The organism is Arthrobacter sunyaminii, assembly GCF_018866305.1.
Taxonomy (GTDB): Bacteria; Actinomycetota; Actinomycetes; order Actinomycetales; family Micrococcaceae; genus Arthrobacter_B; species Arthrobacter_B sunyaminii.
The window spans coordinates 3,315,727-3,340,759 of the sequence record NZ_CP076456.1 but is presented as its reverse complement, the minus strand read 5'-3'; the positions used below and the strand labels follow the sequence as shown (position 1 = coordinate 3,340,759).

24 protein-coding genes are annotated in these 25,033 nt (G+C 63.7%); 7 read left to right on the top strand and 17 right to left on the bottom strand.

Going from position 1 to position 25,033, the window contains the following annotated elements; translation table 11 throughout:
- Positions 1–155: 155 nt before the first annotated feature.
- Complete coding sequence (locus KG104_RS15115; protein WP_237685637.1) at positions 156–1,481, bottom strand: isochorismate synthase; 1,326 nt, start codon at positions 1,479–1,481, stop codon at positions 156–158.
- A gap of 142 nt (positions 1,482–1,623) precedes the next feature.
- Here KG104_RS15115 and KG104_RS15110 point away from each other — a divergent pair, with 142 nt between their 5' ends.
- From KG104_RS15110 to KG104_RS15095, 4 genes are all read left to right on the top strand, one after another.
- Positions 1,624–2,331 carry a demethylmenaquinone methyltransferase gene (locus KG104_RS15110; RefSeq protein ID WP_104052963.1) on the top strand — a complete coding sequence of 236 codons (708 nt, stop codon included), beginning with the start codon at positions 1,624–1,626 and terminating at the stop codon, positions 2,329–2,331.
- Positions 2,332–3,681: a geranylgeranyl reductase family protein gene (locus tag KG104_RS15105; protein WP_207347814.1), complete on the top strand. Its 1,350-nt coding sequence runs from the start codon at positions 2,332–2,334 to the stop codon at positions 3,679–3,681.
- Positions 3,674–4,735 carry a polyprenyl synthetase family protein gene (locus KG104_RS15100; protein ID WP_207347815.1) on the top strand — a complete coding sequence of 354 codons (1,062 nt, stop codon included), beginning with the start codon at positions 3,674–3,676 and terminating at the stop codon, positions 4,733–4,735. Before KG104_RS15105 ends, KG104_RS15100 begins: the two co-directional genes overlap by 8 nt.
- Before the next feature lie 140 nt (positions 4,736–4,875).
- Positions 4,876–5,865 (top strand): lantibiotic dehydratase C-terminal domain-containing protein, encoded by a 990-nt coding sequence (locus KG104_RS15095; protein WP_337925683.1) that lies wholly within the window; start codon positions 4,876–4,878, stop codon positions 5,863–5,865.
- Positions 5,866–5,899: 34 nt separating this feature from the next.
- Here KG104_RS15095 and KG104_RS15090 read toward each other — a convergent pair whose 3' ends face one another.
- From KG104_RS15090 to tkt, 8 genes are all read right to left on the bottom strand, one after another.
- Positions 5,900–6,412 (bottom strand): HIT family protein, encoded by a 513-nt coding sequence (locus tag KG104_RS15090; RefSeq protein WP_207347817.1) that lies wholly within the window; start codon positions 6,410–6,412, stop codon positions 5,900–5,902.
- Between the two features lie 22 nt (positions 6,413–6,434).
- Positions 6,435–6,860, bottom strand: coding sequence for a hypothetical protein (locus KG104_RS15085; RefSeq protein ID WP_104052956.1), 426 nt, complete (start codon positions 6,858–6,860; stop codon positions 6,435–6,437).
- Positions 6,861–6,954: 94 nt separating this feature from the next.
- Entirely contained in the window at positions 6,955–7,575 is a 621-nt protein-coding gene (locus KG104_RS15080; RefSeq protein ID WP_237688606.1) for a putative glycolipid-binding domain-containing protein, read from the bottom strand.
- 157 nt (positions 7,576–7,732) lie between these two features.
- The gene (hxlA, locus tag KG104_RS15075; protein ID WP_104052951.1) at positions 7,733–8,356 is read right to left on the bottom strand and encodes a 3-hexulose-6-phosphate synthase; all 624 of its coding nucleotides are present in this window, start codon (positions 8,354–8,356) and stop codon (positions 7,733–7,735) included.
- 54 nt (positions 8,357–8,410) lie between these two features.
- The gene (hxlB, locus tag KG104_RS15070; RefSeq protein ID WP_372434165.1) at positions 8,411–9,010 is read right to left on the bottom strand and encodes a 6-phospho-3-hexuloisomerase; all 600 of its coding nucleotides are present in this window, start codon (positions 9,008–9,010) and stop codon (positions 8,411–8,413) included.
- Positions 9,011–9,131: 121 nt separating this feature from the next.
- Complete coding sequence (gene rpe, locus KG104_RS15065; protein WP_207347820.1) at positions 9,132–9,815, bottom strand: ribulose-phosphate 3-epimerase; 684 nt, start codon at positions 9,813–9,815, stop codon at positions 9,132–9,134.
- Positions 9,797–10,939, bottom strand: coding sequence for a transaldolase (gene tal / locus KG104_RS15060; RefSeq protein WP_207347821.1), 1,143 nt, complete (start codon positions 10,937–10,939; stop codon positions 9,797–9,799). Before tal ends, rpe begins: the two co-directional genes overlap by 19 nt.
- The gene (gene tkt, locus KG104_RS15055; RefSeq protein WP_207347822.1) at positions 10,917–13,166 is read right to left on the bottom strand and encodes a transketolase; all 2,250 of its coding nucleotides are present in this window, start codon (positions 13,164–13,166) and stop codon (positions 10,917–10,919) included. The genes tal and tkt overlap by 23 nt, the downstream gene beginning before the upstream one ends.
- 161 nt (positions 13,167–13,327) lie before the next feature.
- Here tkt and KG104_RS15050 point away from each other — a divergent pair, with 161 nt between their 5' ends.
- Both KG104_RS15050 and KG104_RS15045 read left to right on the top strand, forming a co-directional pair.
- Complete coding sequence (locus tag KG104_RS15050) at positions 13,328–14,632, top strand: helix-turn-helix transcriptional regulator (RefSeq protein WP_207347823.1); 1,305 nt, start codon at positions 13,328–13,330, stop codon at positions 14,630–14,632.
- Between the two features lie 228 nt (positions 14,633–14,860).
- Complete coding sequence (locus tag KG104_RS15045) at positions 14,861–15,940, top strand: sodium:calcium antiporter (protein WP_207347824.1); 1,080 nt, start codon at positions 14,861–14,863, stop codon at positions 15,938–15,940.
- A gap of 24 nt (positions 15,941–15,964) precedes the next feature.
- On the opposite strand, the gene KG104_RS15040 is transcribed toward KG104_RS15045, so the two are convergent.
- From KG104_RS15040 to KG104_RS15030, 3 genes are all read right to left on the bottom strand, one after another.
- Positions 15,965–17,311 carry a DNA-binding protein gene (locus tag KG104_RS15040; RefSeq protein WP_207347825.1) on the bottom strand — a complete coding sequence of 449 codons (1,347 nt, stop codon included), beginning with the start codon at positions 17,309–17,311 and terminating at the stop codon, positions 15,965–15,967.
- 199 nt (positions 17,312–17,510) lie between these two features.
- The gene (locus KG104_RS15035; RefSeq protein WP_207347826.1) at positions 17,511–18,728 is read right to left on the bottom strand and encodes an MFS transporter; all 1,218 of its coding nucleotides are present in this window, start codon (positions 18,726–18,728) and stop codon (positions 17,511–17,513) included.
- Positions 18,725–19,339: a Chromate resistance protein ChrB gene (locus KG104_RS15030; RefSeq protein ID WP_237687124.1), complete on the bottom strand. Its 615-nt coding sequence runs from the start codon at positions 19,337–19,339 to the stop codon at positions 18,725–18,727. Before KG104_RS15030 ends, KG104_RS15035 begins: the two co-directional genes overlap by 4 nt.
- Before the next feature lie 214 nt (positions 19,340–19,553).
- Between KG104_RS15030 and KG104_RS15025 the strand changes: the two genes are divergently transcribed.
- Complete coding sequence (locus KG104_RS15025; protein WP_104052933.1) at positions 19,554–19,952, top strand: GlcG/HbpS family heme-binding protein; 399 nt, start codon at positions 19,554–19,556, stop codon at positions 19,950–19,952.
- Between the two features lie 65 nt (positions 19,953–20,017).
- Here KG104_RS15025 and katG read toward each other — a convergent pair whose 3' ends face one another.
- The 5 genes from katG to pqqC form a co-directional block, all read right to left on the bottom strand.
- Positions 20,018–22,258: a catalase/peroxidase HPI gene (gene katG, locus KG104_RS15020; protein ID WP_207347827.1), complete on the bottom strand. Its 2,241-nt coding sequence runs from the start codon at positions 22,256–22,258 to the stop codon at positions 20,018–20,020.
- Positions 22,259–22,319: 61 nt separating this feature from the next.
- Positions 22,320–22,415, bottom strand: a complete 96-nt coding sequence (gene pqqA / locus KG104_RS15015) for a pyrroloquinoline quinone precursor peptide PqqA (RefSeq protein ID WP_104052918.1) — start codon at positions 22,413–22,415, stop codon at positions 22,320–22,322.
- Between the two features lie 486 nt (positions 22,416–22,901).
- The gene (gene pqqE / locus KG104_RS15010) at positions 22,902–24,077 is read right to left on the bottom strand and encodes a pyrroloquinoline quinone biosynthesis protein PqqE (protein WP_207347828.1); all 1,176 of its coding nucleotides are present in this window, start codon (positions 24,075–24,077) and stop codon (positions 22,902–22,904) included.
- The gene (gene pqqD, locus KG104_RS15005) at positions 24,070–24,348 is read right to left on the bottom strand and encodes a pyrroloquinoline quinone biosynthesis peptide chaperone PqqD (RefSeq protein WP_207347829.1); all 279 of its coding nucleotides are present in this window, start codon (positions 24,346–24,348) and stop codon (positions 24,070–24,072) included. Before pqqD ends, pqqE begins: the two co-directional genes overlap by 8 nt.
- A complete protein-coding gene (gene pqqC, locus KG104_RS15000) occupies positions 24,335–25,027 on the bottom strand; it encodes a pyrroloquinoline-quinone synthase PqqC (RefSeq protein ID WP_181032456.1) in 693 nt (230 codons plus the stop codon). Before pqqC ends, pqqD begins: the two co-directional genes overlap by 14 nt.
- Positions 25,028–25,033: the final 6 nt, after the last annotated feature.

The following is a 25,033-nucleotide window of genomic DNA, read 5'->3' as shown; positions in this document are numbered from 1 at the left end:
GACGGGACCGGCCGGAGGGGCCGGTGCTGCTGCCTGAGCTATGCATAAATATGCACGATCACTCAATTATACGCACTCCGAAGCGGTGCGATACACAACCTTCGTCACACCGTCAAGGGAGGCGCTTAAAGTTTAGGAGCAGGCGGCCCTGAGTGCTAAGCCCGGGATCCGGCCACGGCACCGCGGGCGCGGTCCAGTTCCAGTGCTTCGAGCATGGGGCGGAACTTGCTCCAGGTTTCCGCCAGTTCCGCGGCCGGATTGGATCCGGCCACAATGCCGCAGCCTGCATACAGCCGCACCGTGCGGGGGTCCTCAATGACGGCTCCGCGCAGGGCGATGCCCCATTCGCCGTTGCCTGCGGCGTCCATCCAGCCCACGGGGCCGGCATAGGGTCCGCGGTCCATGTGTTCAAGTTCACTGATCAGTTCGCCGGCAACGCTGGTGGGGAAGCCGCAGACTGCCGCGGTGGGATGCAGCGCCTCCACCAGGGCAAGCGACGTCGGGATTCCGCCGTCGGCGCCGGGCGCCAAGTCGGCGGCCACGTCGGACGCGAGGTGCCAGACGTTGGGCAGTTCCAAGACAAACGGCTCGCTGTGCGAGGTCATGGAGGAGGTGAAGGGCTGCAGCTGGCGGGTGAGCGAATCAATCGCGATCTGGTGTTCATGACGCTGTTTGTCGGATCCGGCCAGCACCCGCTGCGGATAGTGCGGATCATCCGCCGGCGCCGTGGCACGGTCCAGGGTGCCGGCCAGGACGCGGGCGCGGGCGACTCCGTTCTCCACCTTGATCAGCATTTCGGGCGTGGAGCCGATCAGGCCGTCCACCGAATAGGTCCAGCAGCTGCGGTACCGCAAAGCCAGCTCGCGCAGCACCTGCGCCGCAGACACGGGCGAACCGAGGGACGCCACAATGTCGCGGGCCAGGACAATCTTGCTGAGGTCCCCGGCGTTGATGTGCGCCACCGAGCGGGCCACGGCGTTCTTCCACTCGGCCTCGCTGAGGATACCGGGCAGGATGCGGTCCTCCGGGTCCGGCTCGCGCGCAACCGGAACTTCATCCAGATACAGGTCCAGGGCCGACCTGGCGGAGGCCGGGCTCAGCTCGGCATCGGGATCTGCTGTGGTCTGCGTAATCCAGGTGACACCGTCGCGTGAACCCACCACGATCTCCGGCACAATGAGCCGGGATTCAAAAGGAGAGCGTTTGGAGAATCCGAAGGATCCGAAAGCGGCCAGGCCGCTGCCGGGAACCGACAGCGGATTCTCGATCTCGGCGTCGTCCGCCAGCTTTAGCCACCACTGTTGCGCGTCCGCGAAGCGTTCGGGGCCGCTGGAGGTGAAACGGGCACTTTCACCGAAGCCCACCAGCCCTTCTCCGCTGCGGATCCAGGCAAGCTGGTCATTAAGGACCAGATACTCCAGCAGCCCGATTGTGGCGGACAGCTCACCAATGGGCACGGTCAGGGAACGCAGGGTGGTCATAATGACTCCAGCCTACTCCTCGCGCGGATGTGTCCCGGGCGGCGTTCCACGCCGCTGAGGGCACGGGGCCATCCTCCGTGAGGCGGAAGACACCTGCAACTGCGCGTTCGGTCCCGTGGACATTCTTTGAGACAATGATCGAGTGAAGCGCGCATCGTTGGAAAAACGCCCTGATGAAGTCGCTGCCATGTTTGACGACGTGGCACCGAAATACGACGTCGTGAATGACGTGCTGTCCTTGGGACAGACGCGCCGTTGGCGTCGTCTGGTGGTGGACGCCGTTGGCGCCCAGCCAGGCCAGCGGGTCCTTGACCTGGCCGCCGGCACCGGCACCTCCAGCGAACCCTACGCAGACGCCGGCATCAACGTAGTTGCCTGCGACTTCTCCCTGGGGATGCTCAAGGTGGGCAAGCGGCGCCGTCCGGACATCGACTTCGTGGCCGGCGACGCCACCAATCTGCCGTTCGAGGACAACTCCTTTGACGCCTCCACCATCTCCTTTGGTCTGCGCAACGTGAACGAGCCGAAAAAGGCGCTCTCCGAAATGCTGCGGGTCACCAAGCCCGGCGGCCGTCTGGTCATCGCCGAGTTCTCCTCTCCCACCGTTCCCGTGTGGCGGACCATGTACACCGAATACCTGATGCGGGCCCTTCCGCCTATCGCCCGCAAGGTTGCCTCCAACCCCGATGCTTACGTTTACCTCGCCGAGTCCATCCGCGCCTGGCCCAACCAGGACGGACTGGCGGCCTGGATTTCGGAGACCGGCTGGGACGACGTGGCCTACCGCAACCTCTCCGGCGGCATCGTGGCCATCCACCGTGCTGTAAAGCCGGGGAGGACAGCCATCTAAGTGAAGGTCCTTATTGTCGGTGCCGGGCCCGCCGGTTCCACCGCTGCCTACTACCTGGCCCGCGCCGGAGTGGACGTTACCGTCCTGGAAAAGACCTCCTTCCCCCGGGAGAAGGTCTGCGGCGACGGCCTGACGCCCCGCGCCGTCCGTGAGATCCAGCTCCTCGGCCTGCCCCATGAAGAATCAGAGGGCTGGCGCCGCAACAAGGGCCTTCGCCTCATTGCAGGGGGACGCACCGTTGAACTTCCCTGGCCGGTGCTCTCCGATTTCCCCGATTACGGACTGATCCGCACCCGCCTGGGCTTTGACGAGGCGCTGGCCCGCCACGCGCAGGCGGCCGGGGCGCTCATTCTGGAGCGGCACTCGGTCACCTCCGCGCTGCGCAGCGATGACGGCCGGGTTACCGGGGCAGTGGCCAACGTGCTCGACGACGCCGGCCGGCGCACCGGTGAAACCCGCGAATTCTTCGCCGACGTGGTGCTGGCGGCGGACGGCAACTCCAGCCGCACCGCGCTGAGCCTGGGCATCGAAAAGCGCGACGACCGGCCGCTGGGCGTGGCCGTGCGCACCTACTTCGAAAGCCCGCGCAGCAACGATGACTGGATGGAAGGCTGGCTGGAACTTCCCGACGCCGCCGGAAATCCGCTCCCCGGCTACGGCTGGGTCTTCGGGGTGGGCGACGGAACGTCCAATGTGGGCCTGGGCATCCTGAACTCGTCCAAGGAATTCGGAAAGCTGGACTACCGCAAGGTCCTGCGCGACTGGACCGCGGGTATGCCCGCCGAGTGGGGTTTTTCTCCGGAGAACCAGGTGGGGGAGATCCGCGGTGCGGCGCTGCCGATGGGCTTCAACCGCACCCCGCACTACTCACCGGGGCTCCTGCTGCTGGGCGACGCCGGCGGCATGGTCTCGCCGTTCAACGGCGAGGGTATTTCCTACGCCATGGAATCCGCGCGGTTCGCCGCCGACTTTATCGTGGCAGCCGAGGCTGAGGCACGCACTCCGGGAATCCTGTCTGCCCCGGCAGCCTTTGATTACCGTCTCTCGGGCTACGCCGACCATATCCGTGCAGAGTGGGGAAGCCACTTCACCCTGGGCCGGATCTTCGCCGGACTGATCGGCAAACCCGCCATCATGAAGCTCGCGCTGCGCACCGGAATGCCGCTGCCGGTGCTGATGAAATTTGTGGTGCGGATGCTGGCCAACCTCACGGACCGCAGCAACAAGGGTTTGGAGGATAGAGTTATTGCCGTGCTGGAAGCCCTTGTCCCGGCAGCCTCGAACCAAGACGATCCATCCCGCCCGCTGTCCAAACCGCTCCGACGAAAAGTTAGTTCACACCGTGACTGAATCCTCGAACACCAGCCCGGATACTGCCGCTGACGACGCCGCGCCCGCACTGCCGGCAGGATTCGCGCTTATCGCCGAAGACCCCCAGCTGGGCCCTTCCATTGCCGCCGCCCTGGAGCTGGTGGAAGCCCGGCTCCTTGAAGCAATCTCCAACTCGGATCCCTTTGCCAACGCCACCTCACGGCATCTGGCGCAGGCCGGCGGCAAGCGAATCCGCCCGCTGCTGGCGCTGCTGGCCTCACATCTGGGCCCCAACCCGGTCAACGACGACGTCATCCAGACCGCCGTCGTCGTTGAACTGACGCATCTGGCCACGCTCTATCACGACGACGTCATGGATTCCGCGCCCCTGCGCCGCGGTGCGCCCACGGCCCACGAGGTGTGGGGCAACTCGGTGGCTGTGCTGACCGGAGACCTGATTTTTGCCCGTGCCTCCTCACTGGTGTCCGAGCTCGGCGGCGAAGCCCTGGGCATTCAGGCCCGCACCTTTGAACGGCTCTGCATGGGCCAGCTGCATGAAACGGTGGGACCGCGCGAGGAACAGGATCCGCTGGAACACTACCTGTCCGTCATTTCCGGTAAGACAGCGTCGCTGATCGCCGCCGCCGGCGAGTTCGGCTCGCTCTTCTCCGGTGCAGACCGCCGGGCCGTCGACGTCATGGTGGAGTACGGCGAGAAGGTGGGCACCGCGTTCCAGCTGGCCGACGACGTCATAGACGTCACCGGACTTCAGGCTAAGTCCGGCAAGACACCGGGTACTGACCTGCGTGAAGGCGTGCCAACCCTGCCGGTGCTGCTGCTGCGCCGCAACGCTGCTGCGGGCGACGCCGATGCCGCCGCCGTACTTGAGCTGGTGGACGGGGACCTGAGCTCCGATGCAGCGCTGGCCGCAGCCGTGCAGGCACTGCGGGAGAACCGGGCCACGTCAGAAGCCTGGGCGGTAGCCCGACAGTGGTCCGATGAGGCAGTTGCCGCGCTGGAACCGCTGCCGGACACCGTGGTGAAGCAGGCGCTGGCCAGCTTTGCCGTGGCCGTGGTGGAACGGGACGTCTAGGGCGCACCCTAGCGGACGCCGCCGCCCCCGGCAATCATAGTAAGCATACTTTCTATGATTATCTGCAGGTCAGAGGGCGCTTTCCGGGTTTGTGCCACGCTGTGAACCACTACGTTGTAGTACATTCCAGGGGAGAGCCCATGAGCCAAGTTGTGGCCACACGCCGTGAAGTGCACCAGGTCGGGGCGGTGTCAGCCAGGTCCTTGCCGCAGAAGGCTGATATGACGGGCTGGTGGGTGCTGACGGTGCAGCCAGCGCGTGCAGAGGTGTGTGACGCCGTCGTTCGGCATGTGGTCACGCCACTGATTACTCAAGCCAGAACTTGGGGGGCCGAGCGGAGTTTCTACTTACGGCATCTGGATGCCACGGAACCGAGCGTGCAGGTGCATTTTTTGGTCCGAGGCGAGATCGCGGGCCGACTGAAGCGCTTTGCACAGGCTCTCGCGCTCCAGTCCTCGCCCCAGCTGGGGGAGCTGCACCTTTCCGAGAAACACCGCGGTGAATACCCGCCACCCCAGGGCGGGCCAGCCACGCCGCACATCGAGGCAGTCATGGCTTCCTTCGGAGGTATAAAGGGTATTGCGCTCACCTGCGAAGTGGCGGAACTCTCCTCGGAGCTCGCGGCTTGGGGGCTGGGCCGTTTTGCCGCCGCCGGCACCCGCTCGGCGTTTGCGGCCCTGCTTCTCCACGACACGGCTTATGCCATGATGCGCGGACCCCGTTCGGCATTGTGGCCGGATCGCCGGGCGCTTAGCTGGGACTACTACTGGACGAGGCATCTGCGCAGCTGCACGGAATCTTTTGGACCCCAGGCAGAACGCGCACGCCAAGCCCTGACATTGCGGACGGCAACACAGGTGGTTCCCGCACTCAGTATCATGTCCGCCATCGCTTCCGAGCCGTCCGTCGACAACTGCCGTAAGCGCTGGAGCCGCGCCGTGGATTCTTACCTGTACCAGGCGGATAAGGCCCGAATCAGCCGCAGCGCGGAGTTCCTGACCATTTATCAGAGCAGAAGGTTGCTCAACAGGTTTGGCATTACTCCACCGGAGGAAGCCGCGCTTGGCCTTTACTCCCAAGCCTGGACCCAGGACCATGAACCCAAGAAGACTGACAGGTCACGGCCGTAGGGCCGGAGCCGGAGATACTCGCGGCGCAGCAGCATCAATGCCGGGTCGGTCCGCCCTCTAGGACGGCGCGAAGTTCGGCGGCCTTCCGGGCCCGCACCGCGGGGTCCACAATCGGGCGCTTGGGCGTGAAATAGAGCCCGTCATTGTTCCAGCGGGGGAGCACGTGCTGGTGGTAGTGCCAGACGTGCTGACTGCCGGCGGGCTCGTTGTGCTGCCGGGTGGTGACGCCGTCGGGATGCCACGCCCTTTTGATGGCCACAGCCATGTCCCGGGTGACAATCATGAGGCGGGCAGCGACGTCGTCGGGCAGTTCATACAGCAGCTCAAAATGTTCCCGGGGCGTCACCAGGACGTGGCCCGGCTCCGGATCGAAGCCGTGGGACGCGATGAACGCCAGTACCAGCTCGTCGGAATACACCAGGTCTCCGGGCTCGCAAAGGTTGTCCGGGAACGCGAACTCTCCGGACGCCATGTCGCAGAACGGGCACTGGTAGTTCTCCGGCGCGTGGCTGGGCCACACCTCATCGACGGTGCCGGGCTGCTGCATGCGTGGCTCCTTCCGGGAAGGGTTAGTTGGGATCTTCCTCGAAGACCCACTCGAACATGTCAAAGACGTATTCGCTGAAGGTGCCCTCTTCGCTTTGCCAGTCGCCGCGGGCGTTGTTGCGCCGCCACACGATCGGGTCCGGCACGTCCAGCTGATCCACACGGAAGCCCCAGACAAACTTCTCGTCCTCGTCTTCGAGGAAGAGCAGATAACCGTCTTCGATTTCCAGCTCGTCCGGATCCCAGAAGAAGTGGTAGGCCTCCATGAGGTCTTCACTGTTGCCCAGGGCAAGGTAGAACTCCCGCAGCACCAGGGGAATGGCGAAATCGTGGGCGTCGAGCATCTCATTGAGGATGTCGGCGGGGATGCCGTCTTCTTCTTCGCGCCAGTCGTCCTCAAGATACTTGGGGACCAGGGCTTTGAATTTGTCCAGGAACATTTGGCTCAATGGGGTCTCCAAAATTGCGGATGGTGTACTTCAATCCTAGCCGCGGGAGGAGGCAGCCCGGTGCACCCGGAAGCCGGGGCCAGGGAAGGCAGGGTTAGGGCAGGCGGCGGGCAAGGCCCGGATAGTCGATGACCACACCGTCAGAATCCACGGTCAGCTCGGCGGTGAACCCGCGGGAAGTGGAACTGAAGAGGACCACACCGTAACCCCGTTCCTCGCCGTAGGCCGAAACCTGGGAATAGACCTGATCGCTGGGGAGCACCCGCAAGCTTGGCATTTCCACCCGGGCCATGGTGAGTTTGGTGTCATCCGCAGGAGCTGAGGCGTTCAGCAGGTCCAGGCGGAGGATGGGCATGGTGTTGGTCAGAGGACACAGGTCAAGGTCAACGTCCTGGGCGTTGTCCAGCGAGCCGGCGTCCTCGATGCCGGGAGCAGGCAGCCCGGAGTTCCCTGATACCTGCGTGTCGGCAGTCCATTTTCCTTCGGGGGAGCGCGTGAGCTCCAGGGAACGCGACCAGCTAGGTGCTTCGACCCGGATGCAGAAGCGGGTGGTTACCCAGCCCGGCGAGGTGGAAAGGGTCCACGAGGCGGTGTACTCCTCGGCGACCGAGGTGCCGCCGGCAGCCAGCTCCCGGTCCCGGAACGATACGGCTGCGGTGTCATGGCGTGCGGTGTCTTCCAGACCCTGCCAGCGGAGAGTTCGGGCGGGTTGCACGCAGTTTTCCATTCCCCCACATTATGGTTACCGGGCGGTAGGCGGCAACGGGAGGCTTTGGTGCTTGTTGTGCCGCCGGAGCGGCGGGCCCATGCCGAAGCGCTCCGGGGCGCCCCGTCGAGTGTCCCGGACACTCGACGGGGGCGCCCTTCGGGAGCTAGGCGATGGCCTCGCGCAGTTCCTTGGCGGCCAGGGCCGGATCGGCTGCACCATAGATGGCGCCGCCGGCTACAGCTACGTCGGCTCCGGCCTGCTGAACCGCTCCAATGGTGCTCACCTTCACCCCGCCGGCAACGGAGAACGGAACGCGGGCTTCGGCGCCTGCGGTGAGAAGCCCCTGCAGATCGAAACCGGGCTGGGCCTGCTCGTCCAGACCCGCGTGCATCTCAACGAACTCCGCACCGAGCGCACGGACCTCTTTGGCGCGGGTGACCTTGTCCGCAACTCCGATGAGGTCGACCACGACGCCCTTGTTGTGCGCTTTGGCTGCCTTGACGGCGCCGGCAATGGTGGAATCATCGGCGACACCGAGCACGGTCATCAGGTCTGCACCGGCTTTGAAGGCGATGTCGGCTTCAAGCTCGCCGGCGTCCATGGTCTTCATGTCAGCGAAGACAAGCTTGTCCGGATGGGCTTCCTTGACTGCTGTGACAACGGAAAGCCCCGCGGCCTTGATCAGGGGAGTGCCGAGTTCGATGATGTCGACGTACTCGGCCACCCGGCCTGCCAGTTCGAGGGCGTCCTTGGTGGTGAGGAGGTCCATGGCTACTTGAAGTTTCACGAGCTGCTTCTTTCTGTAGGGGACTGCGTTGGGCTGTGACGGCGGACGTTGTGCTTACTCGAGGTTGGCGTGCCGGAGCCAGAGGTCCTCGGCGGGTTCATCGGTGTTGTCCCACAGGGACTGGAAGATGGCTTCGGTGGCGAGAAAGAGGACCTGTTCAAACAGCGAACCGGAGTACTGGCGGCTCACGCTCGAGCCGTGATCAGTTTTTTGTGCGGCCGGAATAATGACCAGGGCGTCGGCGAGCCCGGCCAGCGGTGAATCCGGGTTGGTCGTGAACGCTGCAATCCGCGCTCCGGCCTTCGCCGCGGTTTCCGCCGACTTGACCACCCCCGACGTGGTTCCGGACCCGGAAGCTACCAGCAGCAGGTCGCCGGATGTGATAGCCGGGGTAGTGGTGTCACCGGCGATATGAACCGTCAGTCCCAGATGCATCAGCCTCATGGCGGCCATCCGAAGAACCAGGCCGCTTCGGCCCGCCCCGGCAACGAACACCCGTCCGCCCTGGCTGAGATGAGCCGCGAGGCCGGCCAGCTCGCGGGCATCCAGTTTGGCTGCAGTGTTGGTGATTTCGTCCCTGACGAGGGAGATATTGCGGAGCACGTCACTCTCAGTGGCGGGCGCAATGGCCGGTGCATCTGTTGTCGGATTCACTGTTTGTCCTTTCAAAGCAGTCATCGACCTGTAGCGGCCTTGCGGCCGCTTGTGGCTGATATCCATGATGGTGAGCACTCCGGGCAGGGGTAACACTGTTTTTGAACGGTTTTGACTACCCTTAAGGACGGGTCAGGGCGCGCTGGCCGTTTGCCCGCAGTGACTCGATGGCTTCCGCCGGCGACGGCCTGCCGTAGACGGCAGAACCGGCCACGAAGACGTTGGCTCCGGCTTCCGCAGCCCGGGTGATTGTTTCTTCCGTGATGCCACCGTCCACCTGGATGGCGACGTCCACTCCGGAACCCTCTACAGCCGCGCGGGCACGGCGAATCTTGGGCAGCATTACGTCCAGGAATGCCTGGCCCCCAAAGCCCGGTTCCACCGTCATGATCAACAGCATGTCCAGTTCCGGCAGCATATCCAGGTACGGTTCCACCGCAGTGGCCGGGCGCAGGGCCATACCTGCCCTGGTGCCTCTGGCACGCAGTTCGCGGGCGAGTTTGATGGGGGCGTCCGATGCTTCGACATGGAAAGTGACCGAGTTTAAACCGGCGTCGGCATATTGCGGTGCCCAGCGGTCTGCGTTGGAGATCATCAGATGGGCGTCCAACGGTACGGGACTGACCTTTTGCAGCCGCTCCACCACGGGCAGGCCAATGGTCAGGTTCGGAACAAAGTGGTTGTCCATGACATCCACGTGAACGGCATCGGCGTTGCTTATGAGCGCGAGCTCGGACTCCAGGTTCGCGAAGTCAGCCGAGAGGATGCTTGGGTTGATGCAGCATTTCAGAGGGAAACCGGGCATGGCGTCTGCCTTTCGGGAGCGGCGTGTGTGAGGGCAGCTTCGACGTCGGCCAGCAGTTCCGCCCAGCTGGCAACGAATTTGTCGAGACCCTCGGTCTCGAGCTGCTGGACTACCTCGTCGTAGGAGATGCCGACGGCCGCGAGGCCGTTGAGGGTTTTCTCGGACTGCTCGTAGGATCCGGTGATGGTATCGAACCTCACGACACCGTGGTCGGCCACGGCCTCGAGTGTCTTCTCCGGCATCGTGTTGACGACATGGGGAGCGACGAGGCCCGCGACGTAGAGCGTGTCCGGGAGGTTCGGGTCTTTCACTCCGGTTGAAGCCCAGAGGGGACGCTGGGCATGGGCACCGGCGGCCTCCAAGGCCTGCCAGCGCTCGGTGGCGAACTGCTCCTGGAAGATCCGGTAGGCCAAACAGGCATTGGCGACGCCGGCCTGCCCCTTGAGTGCCTTCGCCTCGTCAGTTCCGACCGCATCGAGGAGTGCATCGATTTCGGTGTCCAGACGGGAGACAAAGAACGAGGCCACGGAGTGAATCTGCGACAGGTCGTGGCCGTTCTCCTTGGCCTGTTCGAGACCAAGCATGAAGGCGTCAACGACGTCACGGTAGCGTTCCAGGGAGAAGATCAGCGTGACGTTGACGCTGATGCCCCCGGCAAGTGTCGTGGAGATGGCAGGCAGGCCCTCGCGGGTAGCCGGGATCTTGATCAGGACATTGGTGCGCTGCACCTTCGCGTGCAGCCGCTTGGCCTCGGCAACCGTTCCCGCGGTGTCTCGCGACAGTCCCGGGTCAACCTCGATGGAGACGCGGCCATCGGCTCCGTTGGTGCGCTTGGCGGCTTCGGCAAAAATGTCGCAGGCCTGGGCAACATCGTGCGTAGTGATGTCGAAAACGGCCTGGCCGACGCTGGCTCCTGCTTGTGCGAGAGCGCCGATTTGCGAGGCATAGGACTCGCCCTTCTTCAGCGCTGCGGCAAAAATGCTGGGGTTGGTCGTGACGCCGACGACGTTGCGCTCCTCGATGAGATGCTTGAAGGCGCCCGAATTGATGCGCTCCCGGGAGAGGTCATCGAGCCAGATTGAGACGCCGGCGGCCGTGAGATCAGCTGTGGGTGATGAGGTCATGGTGTGCTCCTTTTCCGTTTTTCTGCTGGTCGCCGGTCTCGGTGCCCCGGTGGCCGGACGGCATGGCCGGCGTGCCGTTGGGCGCCAGGGGTTCGGCGGCCACGGCTGCCAGGGAGTCCCTCGCCGCCGCGACGACGGCGTCTGCCGTAAGACCGAACTGGCGGTAAAGCGTTTGATAGTCGGCGGAGGCTCCGAAGTGCTCAAGGGCGACACTGCGTCCGGCATCACCGACGACGCCGTGCCAGCCCTGCGAGACGCCTGCCTCGACGGAGACCCGGGCGCGCACGGTGCGCGGCAGGACTGCGTCGCGGTAGGACGAATCCTGTGCGTTGAACCATTCCAGGCACGGCATGGACACAACGCGGGTGGAGATTCCCTCCGCTTCGAGCCCCTCACGGGCTTCCACGGCGAGCTGGACCTCGGAGCCTGTGCCGATCAGGATGACGTCGGGAAGCCCGTTCTTCGCTTCTGCAAGGATGTAACCGCCCTTCGCCGTACCCTCCGCCGCCCCGAATGTCTCGCCCCGGGCCTCACCTGCGCCGCGCTGGAACACAGAGACATTCTGGCGGGTGAGCACGATGCCGGCCGGGTTCTGCGTGTTCTCCAGAATGGTGCGCCAGGCGACGGCGACCTCGTTCGCATCCGCCGGGCGAACGACGTCGAGCCCGGGAATGCTGCGCAGGGAGGCGAGCTGCTCCACCGGCTGGTGCGTGGGACCGTCCTCTCCCAGGCCGATTGAGTCGTGTGACCAGACGTAGATCGCCGGAACACCCATGAGGGCGCCGAGGCGGAGGGCGGGCTTCTGGTAGTCGCTGAAGATCAGGAAGGTTCCCGAGAAGGCGCGCGTGCTGCTGTGCATGACGATGCCGTTGACGATCGCGGCGGCGGCATGCTCGCGAATGCCGAAGTGCAGGACCCGCCCGTACGGGTTTCCCTTCCAGACGCCGGTGGAACGGGACGCCGGAATGAAGGAGGCGGCGCCCTCGATGGTGGTGTTGTTCGATTCAGCGAGGTCGGCGCTGCCGCCCCAGAGTTCGGGGAGCACGGGGCCGAGGGCGTTCAGCACCTTGCCCGAGGCGGCCCGCGTGGACATGTCCTTTCCCGCTTCGAACACCGGGAGGGCGGCGTCCCAGCCCGCAGGCAGGGTGCGGGCCTGAATGCGTTCAAGCGCGGCAGCCTCCCTGACATGCGATGCCTGCCACGCATCGAAGCTCTTCTGCCAGGAGCTGTGCGCTTCCATGCCCCGCTGGAGCACACCGCGGGCGTGCGCCAGGACGTCCGGGGCGACCTCGAAGGACTTCTCCGGGTCAAAGCCCAGGGCTTCCTTCAGCGCCGCGACTTCGTCCTTTCCGAGCGCGGATCCATGGATCTTGCCCGTGTTCTGCTTCTTCGGCGACGGATAGCCGATGATGGTGCGCAGCGAGATGATGGACGGCTTGGAGGTCTCTGCCTTGGCAGCCAGAAGCGCGGAGTGCAGCTCGGCAATGTCTTCGATGTATTCGCCCGTCCTGGTCCAGTCGACACGCTGCGTGTGCCAGCCGTACGCCTCGTAGCGCTTCAGGACGTCCTCGGTGAAGGAGATGTTCGTGTCATCCTCAATGGAGATGTGGTTCTCGTCGTAGAGCACCACTAGATTCCCAAGCTCCTGGTGCCCGGCCAAAGAGGAAGCTTCCGCTGTCACGCCTTCCTGGAGATCGCCGTCAGAGGCGATGACCCAAATCGTGTGATCAAACGGGCTCTCACCCTGCGCAGCACCGGCGTCGAACATCCCGCGCTGGCGGCGCTGCCCGTAGGCGAAGCCCACCGCTGTGGCCAGTCCCTGGCCCAGCGGACCCGTGGTGATCTCCACCCCCTTGGTGTGCCGGTACTCGGGATGCCCCGGGGTTAGTGAGCCCCAGGCTCGCAGGGCCTGCAGATCGTTGAGCTCCAGGCCGTAACCCGAGAGGAAGAGCTGGATGTACAGGGTCAGCGACGTATGGCCGGGGGAGAGCACGAAACGGTCACGTCCTGTCCACTCCGGATCCGACGGGTCATGCCGCATCAGTTTTTGGAACAGGAGGTAGGCGGCCGGCGCCAGACTCATCGCAGTGCCCGGATGACCGTTGCCCGCTTTCTCCACGGCGTCAGCGGCCAGCACGCGAGCCGTATCCACGGCCCGCTGATCGAGTTCAGTCCAGATCAGTGTTGCCGGTTCCTCATTGAGCGTTGCATTTGCTGTCGGATTCACGATGTATCTCCCTTGATTCGGTCATCGGGCCTGTAGCGGCACCACATGCCTTGGCTGATACTCATGATCGAGAAACTTACGGGTAGGGGTAACACTGTTTTTGAACGGTTCTCACTACCCTTAAGGGTTGTAAACACGCTTCGCTCCCGTACACTCACCGCATGAGTGCTGTCACCAGCCTGCCCCGGGACGAAGAATCCGAGTCTCTGTCGAGCCTTCCGTGGCTGTTTCTGCGCGCAGTCGCGTCATTGGCGGATGCTCCTTTGACCGACATAGCGGAACGGCTCCGAAACGCTATGCTTCCCTACCTAAAAAGCAGCGCGCTGGTCATCTTTACTGAGGACTGCACCGGACGGCCGCAGAAGAAAGCCGGCGAGGAATCGATCATCTCCCGGGTTTCCATCGCCGAGCTCGAAAAGCTTCGCCCAGCGCTTTCAGGTGAGAATCCCGTTTTCACAGAGGCTGAGATCGCGGGCCGCATTCTGCCCGTGCTGGCTCTGGAACACGTTTCCAGCCGTGCGATGCTCGTGGTTACCGATCCTCATCCCGGCGCCGGCAGCTACGGTGCCGAGCTGGATGTGGTCAAGTATCTGTGGCGTATCGCCGCCCGGCGGATTCAGGAAAAAATCGCCGACGCGCCGCCGTCGTACCTGCTGGAGTCGCGCGCAGCCTCGGCTGAACGCCTGCGCGTAACCGCAGAACTCACCGATATGCACTCCACAACCCTGGAAACCCTTCTGGCAGCCCTGCGTTCTGCATCGTTGAACGACGCCGCGGCCCGTTCAACCGTCACTGACCTCGCCGGCAAGGCGTTGATCAGCATCCGTGCCCTCAGCGACCGCACCACCACTGCGGTGGAAGAACCCGTAGCCAGGGCTTTTGAACGCCTGCGGGAGGAGCTGCGGCCGCTCACCCGCTTCAGCGGTATTGAGATCCAGTTCATCGAGCCTCCCCTTAACGGGCGCGCGCTCCCCGGCGAGGTCGCGCACGCAGCACGGGCCATTGTCCGCGGACTTGTGCTGACCATGATGGAGCAAACCGACATCAGCAGAATCCGCACGCGCTGGGACTGCGACGGTGAAAACCTGCTGATCAACGTGCGCGACGACGGCGGCGGCGTGCTGACCGCCGACTCAGCCAGTGTCAGGGGTCTGGAACGCCGGGTAAAAGCGCTGACCGGACAGTTGCGGATGGAAGTCATGCCGGGGTGGGGTGCCGATGTCTTCGTCTCGCTTCCACTGGACCTGACCACCCGTCCCGCCCGGGATGCGGCCGGCTGGAACCTGGCTGCCCGGGAACTGGAAGTCCTTGAGCTGCTTGTCGCGGGGCACCGTAACCGCACCATCGCGTCAACGCTGGGCATCAGCGAGAACACGGTCAAGTTCCATGTGCGGAACCTCTTCAAAAAGCTCGACGTCGGATCCCGCACCGAAGCCATCGCCCTGGCACACAGCAACGGACTCTGACCTGTGTGATCACCCCGGTAACAGTCCCGTTTTGAGGCTGAACGGCGTGTTAGGGCAGGTGAGCGGCACGGTGCGGGGGTTCGGCGGTTGTCTCTGGCTGTCTTGCCATGGCCAGCATACGGTTACCTCTCAACTGGCTCGGACGAGCGAGGGCCTGCCTGCTCTGCACGGCAGAGCGTCCATCTGTACTCACATATCGGAAGGGCTGGTCAGAGGCATATGGTTTCAATGATCACGTTCGTTCTTGGGGCCGCGATACTGATCTACGCTGCCGACAAACTCGTCACTCATCTGGTCGGCGCAGCGAGGGGCCTGACCGCCTCGATCTTTTTGCTCGCCATCATCTTCACCGGGATTGAGTTCGACGATGTAGCCCTTGGCGTTGTTTTCAACTTAGAAGAAATGGACGGGGTTGCTGTCGGCATCGTGTTTGGAACCACGGTGGGGTACAGCGGCTTGGTCCTCGCCATCGCGGCGATTCTGGCACCGACGCGGGTTAGCATCCCGCGGGATTACCTCAGCATTTTTGCACTCACGCCGCTCGTCCTCATCCCGTTCCTCCTAACCGGGCCAATGACTGTTATCCACGGAGTCATTCTGCTGGGCCTGTTCCTGGCATTCCTCGTTTACGTTGTCGGCCGGGAATCCAAGGCCAACCGGCCGGTCTTCCGCGATGCGGAGATGTTTGAGGCTTATGAGCTCGCCCGCACTTCCGGCACCGGAGCCCGTTCCAGCGTTGACACGCTGACCTTGACCGGCGGCGAGGGTGGAGCTGCAACTGGCCGGACCAACAAGTTCTTCGGCAAGGAAATGCCGTTTCCGGAGGCAAATCGGCGCACTGGCTGGCCTGCACTGGCGCTGGCCGCCGTCGCGCTCGTCGGGCTGATCCTGGGTGCCTATCTGGTTGCCGAGGGAACCGAAGGCATCCTGGAAGACTTTGGCATGGAAGCGACGGTTTTCGGAGCTACTATCGCCACTCTGGTGCTCACTCTCGAAGACCTGTACCTGACGGTCAGGCCGGTAATGAGGGGCGCTCCCGAGATCGGCATCGCCAACGTGATCGGCAGCGCCGTTTTCTCCGTGACGGCGAAACTCGGCGTGCTTCTGCTGTTCGGCAGCGTGATTGTCGACTCTTCGGTGATCACATGGCACCTGCCGGCACTGACGCTGATGACCTGGCTGGCGACGTACTTCCTGTGGACAGGCCACCTGCGCAGATGGCACGGCTTTGTCCTCCTGGGTCTCTACGCCGTCTATTGGATGGTCACCTTCTTCGGGTTCGGGGAGATACCGGTAGAGATGGACTGAGCCGGTTGCCGCGCACTCAGAGGCTCAAATGCTCAGTGCGCGGCGCACCGCGCCGGTGTTACGCCGGGAGACCGGAACGCGGGTGTTCTCTGCATCGTCCATAATCAGAACAAGTTCCCCTTTCTCCCGGCGTTCCACCTCCCGGATACGGCTGAGGTTGACCAGATACTGACGGTGTACCCTCAGGAAGTTACCGGTATCAGCCAGATCATGGTCGAGCTTTTCCAAGCCGGACTGGGCGGCCGGGAGTTTGCCTTCATCCGTGAGCAGCCACACGTCACTGCCTTCCGAACCGGCCATTGTGACCTCTGACGGTGCCAGCAGAACCATTCTGTTCTCTCCGCGGAGCGCGACTATCCGACGGGATTGCCCTAGGGACGTGCTGCCTTTTTTCGTCTGCGGGAACTCCTCGCCTGAAGATGCACCAAACGAGATCAAATGCCCAATCAGAGACTTGTGAAGGAAGACGGGACGGAATCCGATCGATAGCGGTTCGTCGGAGAGAGCGGTGAAGATCTTCGTGGACCCGGTCCATCCAGGGTCTGAGCTGGCCTTTTTCGTCGCATAACCTGCCGCGTGGATGAAGGCCGGAAGCTGCGGTGCCCAGCGCGTCACGGGGTCAATTGCTGGGACATTTCCGGGTACGCCGAGAAAGACGCTCGCTCTGTCGTCTGCAATTACCACCCCGCCGGCGAGATCAACGGCAACCAGCGGCTCGTTTGTCCGCCCCCGGGCCTGGACGTAAGCGGCGACCAACTCGCTTCCGCTGTCCCGCGCGCGGGTGCGCAGGGTGTTCTGAGTGTGGGCGGCGGAGTTCTCCAGCCATTTGCGGGTGGACAGCGGCAGGTCACTGCGCCAGCATGAAATGTTCAGAACGGCGAGGGGGTCCCCGCTCACTACGTCCCGTACCGCGATGGCCCCGCAGGACCAGTCGTGGAAGGCCTGCAGCCAGTGTTCCGACTGATTGATCATTACCGCGTGGTGAGTTTCGAGTGCTGTGCCCATGCTGTTCGTGCCTACTGCACCCTCGGACCAGCAGTGCCACGGCGCGAGTCCACCCGCGGTAGCGATCGAACGGGTGCTTTTATCGCCCCAGGCGGACAGCACCCGCCCATAGGCGTCCGCAATGGTCACAATGCCCCCGGCACTGGCCACCTCGTTTGCCATTGCTGCGGCGCAGAACCCCAGCTCCGCAAAGACAGCATCCTGATTGGGTGAGTGGGCCACCTGCGAGACAGCGTTGGGCACCTCGGACAGAAAAGGGTCAACCCGGTAGCGATCCCGGGACCGCTGCCAGGAAATGGCGACTTCCGGCCGCACGCCATAGATGTCGTCGTCGCCCTGCACGAACCGTTCCCATGCGCCTCTCACCTCATCCTTGGCGGATTGGGGGAGCATCTGCTGGCGCCGTTGCTCAGCTAAAATCGGAAATCACCCCTTTGGGGTTGCTCATCGGATTGTACGTGGTCACGGACTGTCCAATTGGTAACGGACTCTATGGTGCGGCAGCGCTTCTGGCAACGGAATATGGCCAAAATATATGGGGTTTCCAAAATATTGGATTCAGCATTCAGCGTTGGGAATGGTTGCGCAGGAAAGCAAGACACAGCACGGATGTGCCGGCCACGATCAGTCCCAGCATTCCAAGACCCGCTGCCACGCTCGCAGCGGTTGCAACTGCTCCTACGATCAGTGGTCCGCCGATTTCTCCCACTTCCCTGCCGATTTCCGCGGCGCCCATGGTGCGGCCCATCCGTTCTTCGGGGGTGGTGACGGCAAGGTACGCGAATCCCAGAGGCGTAGTAATGCCAATGCCGCAGCCAATGACCACCGCGGCCAGGTACAGCGTTACCGGCACCGGCAGCAGGGCAAGGAGCGTAACTCCAGCTGCGATCATGGCCAGGCCCAGACCCATGCCGGCGGGGGCTGTGATGCGGCCCTGATCCGACCATCGGCCCACCAGCGGCTGGATCAGGGCGGAAGACAAGGCGAGGAGGGACACCACGGCTATGCTCGCGAACAGGTTCAAGTGCAGGTTGTTGCCCAGCAGCGGCAGGAAGCCGACGGAGGCGCCGAGAGCTCCCGTAGTGCTTGCCAGTGCCAGCGTGGGCACCAGGAAGGAACGCCGGGTGCTTTGGCGCACCAGTTCGGTTACGGTGTAGCGCGGGCGGGCGAGAACCTGCAGCGCAGGCATGGCGATCCAAACCCATACAGCGGCCGCGGCCGAGGCAATGGCCATTGACAGGAACAGGGCGCGGAAGCCCCCGGCCCAGATAAGCACGGCGCCCAGCAGGGGGCCGAGCACGTAGCCCAGGCCCTTCCACGAACCATACTTGCCGAAGTAGCTGCCCGCCGCGGCCGTCCCGGCCAATCGGGCAACAGCCGCTGACGACGCCGGGGAAAAGGCTGCTGCGGCTATGCCCTGCCCCAGCCGGGCAAGCCCAAGCATGAGGGGGGTGGCCGACGTCGTACCCAACAAAGAGGCGAGGGCGAAACCGAACAACCCGGCCACAATGATCGGCTTGGCGCCGATCCTGTCGCTCAGGTAACCGAAGACGGGCTTGATGACCACTTCGGCGACGTCGTAAATGGCAAGGAGCACACCGAGGGTGAGCATCCCCATTCCTATGCCGCCGCTTTCGGCACCGAGCCCGGCAGCTATGCTGTGGGCTCCGAAGGCCGTGGTGAATCCAGCGGCGTAAAGGGGTGCCAGGATGCGGGCAGAGGGCTTTGGGACCGCCGGAGGAGTTGCCCCGGCGGCTTTGCTGCGCCTCTGCCGGGCGTTCATGAGCGGGAACCGGCCTGTTCCTGCGGAGCCTCCAACAGTGTCGGCTCGGCCAGGCGGCGGCCGCCGTCTCCGGATGCACCATGAACGGCCTGATATACCTGCTCTGCGTAGTCCTCCAAGGCGGCTGCACAGGCACGCAGCCGCACATCGGCGGCCCTCGCCTCAGGCAGCTCCAGTATGTCCCGCCTTTTCAGGTCCCGGTACCAGCGCCGCAGCCGATCCAGGCTCTGCTCTTCCTCCTCCAGCTCAGCGAACGTGAACTTCCGCTTCTGGATTTCCCGGGCAATTTTCACCTCGAACTTGCCGCAGTCAGCGGTGAACTCAGCCCATTCATCGATGCGTACCGCAGTGAAAGCATTCCGGATCATCGTGGCCGAGGCCTCGTCCCGCGGCGTTGCATCAACAACGGCCAAAGTTCCGCCGCCCTTGCGGCACAATTCTCCGGCGCGGTCCAGTTCCGATTGGAACGCCGGTCCGGCAGGGAGTGCCCAAACGCCGGGTGAGACCGGCACGGCGCCCGCCTTGCGCAGCTGGCGCCATACGGCGACCCGGTGCCGGGAGGGTTCGGAAGGAAGCTGCGGCAGGATCAGGACCCAGTCGATATGTTGCATCACATTTCGAAGTGTAACTCCTGTTACATCACAAGGAAATGGAGAAGCCGGGATGCTTGGGAACGCATAAATAATCCGTCAATTACGCAGGCAAACCAACGGTCAAACCCGTACCCTGCCAACCAGTGCCGCCCGGACGGCGGCATGAATTTCCAACTCAATGGGCTGGCATTAACGACGACGTCTGCCTGCCCACTAGATCGAGGAGAACGTTATGGCACTGACTCTTGAGGACGCCCGTAACATCATTAGCGCCGCCGAGGCCAAAGCCACCGAGATAGGCCAGCCCATGAACATTGCCGTCGTCGACGTCGGTGGCAACGTCATCTCTCATGTCCGGATGGACGGTGCCTGGCTTGGCGGCATCGACATCTCCATCAACAAGGCTTTCACGTCCCGGGCCTTCGATATCCAAACCAAGGACCTGGCCGAGAACTCCCAGCCCAACCAGCAGTTCTACGGCATTGCTGCCAGCAACAACGGCCGGATCATGATCTTTGCCGGCGGCATCCCGCTCATCCGTGACGGGGAAGTGGTTGGCGCCATCGGCGTCAGCGGCGGTTCCGGCAACCAGGACCAGGACGTTGCAGAAGCAGGCGTCAAAGCCCTCTGACACCGGCACCTGCGCGGTTCCGCCCTGCCTGCGTCAGCGGGCAGGGCGGAACCGCGGCTGCGAAATCACCAGCGGCCGAACCGGTCCAGGTTCATGACCTTGTGCCACGCGGACACGAAATCGCGTAGGAATTTCTTTTCCGCGTCTTGGCTGGCGTAGACCTCAGAGAGTGCACGCAGTTCGGAATTGTTGGCAAAAAAGAGGTCGACGCGGCTTGCGGCCCACTTAGGTTCACCCGTGTGGCGGTCGCGGCCCTCGTAGGTGATCTCAGCCGTGGCATCGTCCGCCACCGGCACCCACACAGTGTCCATATCAAGGATGTTGACGAAGAAGTCGTTCGTCAGCAGGCCCGGCGTTGAGGTGAGCACCCCGAGGCGGGAACCGCCGTAGTTGGCGCCGATCACGTGCAGACCGCCGAGCAGCACCGCCATTTCCGGTGCGCTGAGCGTCAGCTGGCCTGCACGCTCGATGAGGAGAACCTCGGCCGGCGGCCCGTTGCCGTCGCCGGGGTAACTGCGGAAGGCGTCGGCGGCAGGTTCGAGCACGGCGAATCGTTCAGGATCGGTCCACTCCTGTGTCGCATCATTGCGTCCGGGCCGGAACGGGACCTCGATGGTATGACCAGCTCCGGCCGCGGCACGTTCTACTGCCGCGCACCCTCCAAGCACGATCAGGTCGGCGAGGGAAATTTGCGTGCCGCCGCGTCGGGAAGCATTGAACTGATCGCGGATTTTCCCAAGTACGTCCAGTACCGCTGCCAGGGCGTCGGGCTCGTTGACAGCCCAGCTCCGCTGCGGTTCGAGACTGATGCGGGCGCCGTTCGCTCCACCGCGCTTGTCGCTGTCCCGGAACGTGGAGGCAGAAGCCCATGCGGTTGAAACAAGTTGGCCTACCGTCAGCCCCGAATCGAGCAGCCGGCTCTTTAGCTCAGTGATATCGCCGGCACTAACGAGGTCATGGTCCACGTCCGGTACCGGGTCCTGCCAGATCAGGGGTTCGGATGGAACCCATGACCCCAGATAGCGCTGAGTTGGCCCCATGTCGATATGCGTAAGTTTGAACCATGCCCGGGCGAAGGCATCAGCCAACTGGTCCGGATTCTCGAGGAATCGCCGCGCTATCGCTTCGTAGGCCGGATCCGCCTGCAACGCGAGGTCCGTGGTGAGCATGGTGGGAACATGGGTCTTGGAAGGGTCATGGGCGTCCGGTACGGTGCCGGCACCGCCGCCATCCTTGGGGATCCACTGCCATAGCCCGGCGGGGCTGAGTGCTACTTCCCATTCATAGCCAAATAATGTCTCCAGGAAGCTGTTGTCCCATGTGATGGGGGTGGCCGTCCAGATCCCTTCAAGCCCGCTGCTGATGGTATCGGCGCCCTTGCCGGTTCCAAAGTGGTTGGCCCAGCCCAGGCCATGCTGCTCGAGCGGTGCGGCATCAGGTTGCTTTCCGAGATAGATGGCAGGATCGGCCACGCCGTGGCTCTTGCCGAAGGTGTGCCCGCCCGCGTTCAGGGCGACGGTCTCCTCGTCGTTCAACCCCATGCGGGCATACGTTTGACGGATGTCGCGGGCCGAGGCTTTAGGGTCGGGCACCGTGGCAGGGCCCTGCGGATCGACGTAGATCAGTCCCATCTCGCTGGCAGCAAGGGGCTCGTCGAGATCCCGGATGCCGCTGTGCCGCTCGTCGGTGAGCCACCGTGACTCCGGACCCCAGTAGGTCTCGTCGGCAGACCATGCATCCTCACGGCCCCCGCCAAACCCGAACGTCTTGAAACCCATCGTCTCCAGTGCACGATTCCCTGCGAAAATCATCAGGTCGGCCCAGGAGAGCTTGTTGCCGTATTTCTTCTTGACCGGCCACAGGAGGCGCCGCGCCTTGTCGAGGTTGCGGTTATCCGGCCAGCCGTTCAAGGGAGCGAAACGCTGCATCCCGGCACCGGCGCCTCCCCGTCCGTCGCCAACCCGGTAGGTGCCGGCGCTGTGCCAGGCCATCCGCAGCACAAGCGGTCCATAGTGCCCAAAGTCGGCGGGCCACCAGTCCTGCGACGTCGTCAAGACCTCGTCCACATCGCGTGCCAGATCGTCGAGGTTCAGGGAGCGGAATTCCGTGGCATAGTCGAAGTCTTTGTCCAACGGATTTGCGGCACGGCCGGGTCGAGCCAGAGACGTCAAATCAAGCGTCCGGGTTGAGCCGTCCTGCGGATTTCCGCTTTCCGCCACCGGCAGTCCCCGGCGTGTGGCCGGCCGCCGGGCTTTCACGGTCTGATCGTAGGTTCGGTGGACGTAGGCGTCCGGGTTCCCCGACATGGCTGCTCCTTTTGGCAGGCGTTCCGCCGGGCCATCCGGCCCGGTGGAACGCCTGTGTCACTTACTTGGTGGCGACGTAGGCGGTTACCTCGGCCGACACGCGGATTTCCGCGAGGGTGGGGGCTTCCCACTTCTGCAGATCGTTGTTAGCAGTCATATTCTGGTTTCCTTTCTCCTTATTGATGGGCAGGAATCAAAGGGGCCGGGCGGTTCCGCTGTTCCGTTTGCGGCCATGGTTTCGTCATTGGTCTCCCACTGGACACGGTAGCCCCGCTCAAGGCTGAGAACGAGGGGCAACCGCCCGATCCCGGGACCACGCCGCTCAGTGGACTGAACAGACCACTTATTCCGAATCCGCATCACACCAAGACGCATGGCCCTGCGAGGTTCTCAGAGCTGGTGCACTTCACACGAGCAGTACATGTTTCGGCACGTGTAGCACGCGGGCATCATCTTGCAGCGCGGACACCGGGTGCAATTGACCGGTTCCAGGTGCCGGTCCGCGTCCTCCGGCGTGTAGGCCTCACCGCACTGGTAGCACGGCGGACGCTTGCTGTCGTTTCTCCGGCCGCTGACATCGGTGTCCGGCATCAGAACCGCGCCCCGTCCGGATCGACGCAGCGTATCTCCAGATGTCCCATGACTAATCCTTCAATCTGGTGGGGGACAGGGACAGCGAAGTTCGCGCCGGCCTTTCCTGCGTGGCTGTGGCAGCGCGCTTGGCGCGGCTCACCTTCGCGCGGGGAATCAACGGTCCGTTGTGCGGCCGCAGCGGGTCGTTGGCTGCCTCCACTGCCGCCTCGACAATTCCGTGATCGGGAGACAGATGACAGACGGGGTCAGTCCGGGCAGCGTCACCGGTGAGCGCAAAGGCCTGGCAGCGGCAGCCGCCGAAGTCGATTTCCTTCCGGTCACAGCTTCGGCACGGATCCGGCATCCAATCGGTCCCGCGGTACTGCTGAAACAATGGTGCCTCATTCCAGATCCATTGGAGGGAGTGCTCGCGCACCGTGGCAGGGGGAAGGCCGAGGCCGCGGGCCACCTCATGGGCTGCCGGGCATGGCAGCGCCTCGCCGTTGGGCACCACGGTGAATTGACGGCTGGCCCAGCCGTCCATGCAGGGCTTGGGATACATGCTGTAGTAGTCGGGCATGACGTAAATGATCTCCATCCGATCCCCGATCCGCTCCCGGGCTGCCCGCACCACCGCCTCCGCACCCTCCAACTGGTTCCTGGTGGGCAGCAGTTCGGCCTGGTTGGGTCCTGCCCAGCCGGCATACTGCGTGTTCGCCAGTTCCACCCGGTCGGCTTCCATCGCCTCCGCCATATCGAGGATGCCCCCGATCCTGTCGATGTTCTGCCGGTGCAACACAACGTTCAGGGTGAGCGGCCAGCCCAGTGACTTGATGAGCCCTGCGGCTACCTGCTTGCGTTCGAACGACGTAGTCACTGCTATCTGATCGGACAGGGCTTGGTCATCGGCTTGGATGCTGAGCTGCACGTGGTCGAGGCCCGCCTTGCGGAGTTGCTCGGCCCGAAGCGTGGACAGCCCGAGCCCGCTGGTAATCAGGTTTGTGTACAGGCCCAGCTGGTTGGCATGCTGCACCAGATCGACGATGTCGCGGCGCTGCAGCGGTTCACCGCCCGAAAGATGCAGCTGGAGCACGCCCAGGCCGGCGGCCTCGGTGAATACTCTTTTCCACTCCTCGGTACTCAGCTCGTCTCGATAATCATCGAGCTGAAGGGGGTTGGAGCAGTAGGAACACTGCAGCGGGCAGGAATACGTGAGTTCTGCGAGCAGTCCGTAAGGGTTATCCATGGTCTACCTCCATGCCGTGCTTGGTGACGAGGTCGGCCACGAAGCGTTGAACGTCGCCTTCAGCGACTTGGTCGAACTGGCCGCGCAATTCGACGGCGATTTCCGCGATGGTCCGTTTGGCATCGCACAACTCGACGATGGCGGCTCCGGTGGCGTTGATGACCCAAATCAATTCCGGTGACAATAACGCGTGTTCCCCGCGTGCGGCATTGAAAACCATCCGTACGTGCGGCGCCAACCGCGGCCGGGCATTCAGGTCAGCGGTTTCCATAGGCCTGTTCCATTGCGTCCAGCATGCTCCAGAGCACATCGCATTTGAAGGACAGCGCCGCCACTGCTGCTGCCTGTGTTTCCGGTGTGGTGCAGTGCTTCCTGACGATCTCAAGACCGTGTTGTGAATCGCGGGGGGCCTGGGTAAGGCGGGACCGGAAGTAGGCCAGGCCCTCCGGTGCAATCCAGGTGTAGTCGCGTTCGAATGCCGCGATCCGCTCGGCCATCAGATCGGGTGCGAACAATTCGGTGAGGGAGGATGCCACCGCCTCCACCCAGGGCCGGGTGCGGGTGAAGGTGACGTAGGCATCCACGGCAAACCGCACGCCCGGGAGCAGATGCCGTGAATCCTCCACTTCCTCGCGGGTCAGGCCGACTGCCTCACTCAAACGCAGCCAGGACTCGATTCCCCCGGTTCCTTCAGTGACGCCGTCGTGGTCGATGATCCGCTGGACCCAGCGGCGCCGGACATCACTGTCCGGGCAGCTGCTGAGGATCGCCCCGTCCTTCCGGGGAATGTTGACCTGGTAATAGAAGCGGTTGGCAACCCACCCCCGGATCTCCTCACGGCTGGACTGGCCATCGTTCATCCGACGGTGGAACGGATGCTCGCTGTGGTACTGCTTGGCGTGTGAGCGGAGCGTTTCCTCGAGTTCATCGGGGGTGAGTACTGCCGTCATCATTGC

What these genes read in the sequence shown, in the direction of transcription:
- KG104_RS15115 (WP_237685637.1), bottom strand. Translation starts at nt 1,481, where the DNA reads ATGACCACCCTGCGTTCCCTGACCGTGCCCATTGGTGAGCTGTCCGCC.
- KG104_RS15095 (WP_337925683.1), top strand. Translation starts at nt 4,876, where the DNA reads ATGAGCCAAGTTGTGGCCACACGCCGTGAAGTGCACCAGGTCGGGGCG.
- KG104_RS15090 (WP_207347817.1), bottom strand. Translation starts at nt 6,412, where the DNA reads ATGCAGCAGCCCGGCACCGTCGATGAGGTGTGGCCCAGCCACGCGCCG.
- rpe (WP_207347820.1), bottom strand. Translation starts at nt 9,815, where the DNA reads ATGCCCGGTTTCCCTCTGAAATGCTGCATCAACCCAAGCATCCTCTCG.
- tal (WP_207347821.1), bottom strand. Translation starts at nt 10,939, where the DNA reads ATGACCTCATCACCCACAGCTGATCTCACGGCCGCCGGCGTCTCAATC.
- KG104_RS15050 (WP_207347823.1), top strand. Translation starts at nt 13,328, where the DNA reads ATGAGTGCTGTCACCAGCCTGCCCCGGGACGAAGAATCCGAGTCTCTG.
- KG104_RS15045 (WP_207347824.1), top strand. Translation starts at nt 14,861, where the DNA reads ATGATCACGTTCGTTCTTGGGGCCGCGATACTGATCTACGCTGCCGAC.
- KG104_RS15035 (WP_207347826.1), bottom strand. Translation starts at nt 18,728, where the DNA reads ATGAACGCCCGGCAGAGGCGCAGCAAAGCCGCCGGGGCAACTCCTCCG.
- KG104_RS15030 (WP_237687124.1), bottom strand. Translation starts at nt 19,339, where the DNA reads ATGCAACATATCGACTGGGTCCTGATCCTGCCGCAGCTTCCTTCCGAA.
- KG104_RS15025 (WP_104052933.1), top strand. Translation starts at nt 19,554, where the DNA reads ATGGCACTGACTCTTGAGGACGCCCGTAACATCATTAGCGCCGCCGAG.
- katG (WP_207347827.1), bottom strand. Translation starts at nt 22,258, where the DNA reads ATGTCGGGGAACCCGGACGCCTACGTCCACCGAACCTACGATCAGACC.
- pqqA (WP_104052918.1), bottom strand. Translation starts at nt 22,415, where the DNA reads ATGACTGCTAACAACGATCTGCAGAAGTGGGAAGCCCCCACCCTCGCG.
- pqqE (WP_207347828.1), bottom strand. Translation starts at nt 24,077, where the DNA reads ATGGATAACCCTTACGGACTGCTCGCAGAACTCACGTATTCCTGCCCG.
- pqqD (WP_207347829.1), bottom strand. Translation starts at nt 24,348, where the DNA reads ATGGAAACCGCTGACCTGAATGCCCGGCCGCGGTTGGCGCCGCACGTA.
- pqqC (WP_181032456.1), bottom strand. Translation starts at nt 25,027, where the DNA reads ATGACGGCAGTACTCACCCCCGATGAACTCGAGGAAACGCTCCGCTCA.